This window comes from Streptococcus sp. GMD1S (genome assembly GCF_000296875.1).
Taxonomy (GTDB): domain Bacteria; phylum Bacillota; class Bacilli; order Lactobacillales; family Streptococcaceae; genus Streptococcus.
Map to the genome: position 1 here is coordinate 1 of NZ_AJQY01000273.1, position 604 is coordinate 604.

Sequence of the window (604 nt, forward strand, 5' to 3'; positions counted from 1 at the left end):
TCTTTCTTTGTTCACCGTGTTGGACGAACTGGGCGCAACGGACTGCCTGGTACAGCTATTACCCTTTACCAGCCAAGCGATGACTCGGATATCCGCGAGTTGGAGAAATTAGGGATCAAGTTTATTCCTAAGATGGTCAAAGACGGAGAGTTCCAAGATACCTATGACCGTGATCGTCGTGCCAACCGTGAAAAGAAGCAGGATAAGCTTGATATCGAAATGATTGGCTTGGTTAAAAAGAAAAAGAAAAAAGTCAAACCAAGCTATAAGAAGAAGATTCAATGGGCGGTGGATGAAAAACGTCGCAAAACCAAGCGTGCTGAAAATCGTGCACGTGGCCGTGCTGAGCGTAAAGCCAAACGCCAAACATTTTAAGAACAAAATTGGAGCTGAATGGCTCCTTTTTTTAACTTCATTTTATGAATTTTTAAAAATACTGCAAAAAAAAATAAAAAGTGGTATAATGATAAGGTTATATAGTCCCGATAAGGTGGTAGAAAGATCTATTTTTCTTTCGAGTTGAAACCGTAGAGGATAAGATTTTTTACCAGTACTTTGTAACTCTATAACAATATTTTTTAAGGGGGGACATTTTTATGTCAGA

At 38.9% G+C, this 604-nt stretch carries 1 pseudogene; it reads left to right on the forward strand.

The window, feature by feature from the left end:
• A pseudogene (locus GMD1S_RS08745) lies at positions 1-375 on the forward strand (DEAD/DEAH box helicase); the annotation flags it as partial.
• Positions 376-604 lie beyond the last annotated feature (229 nt).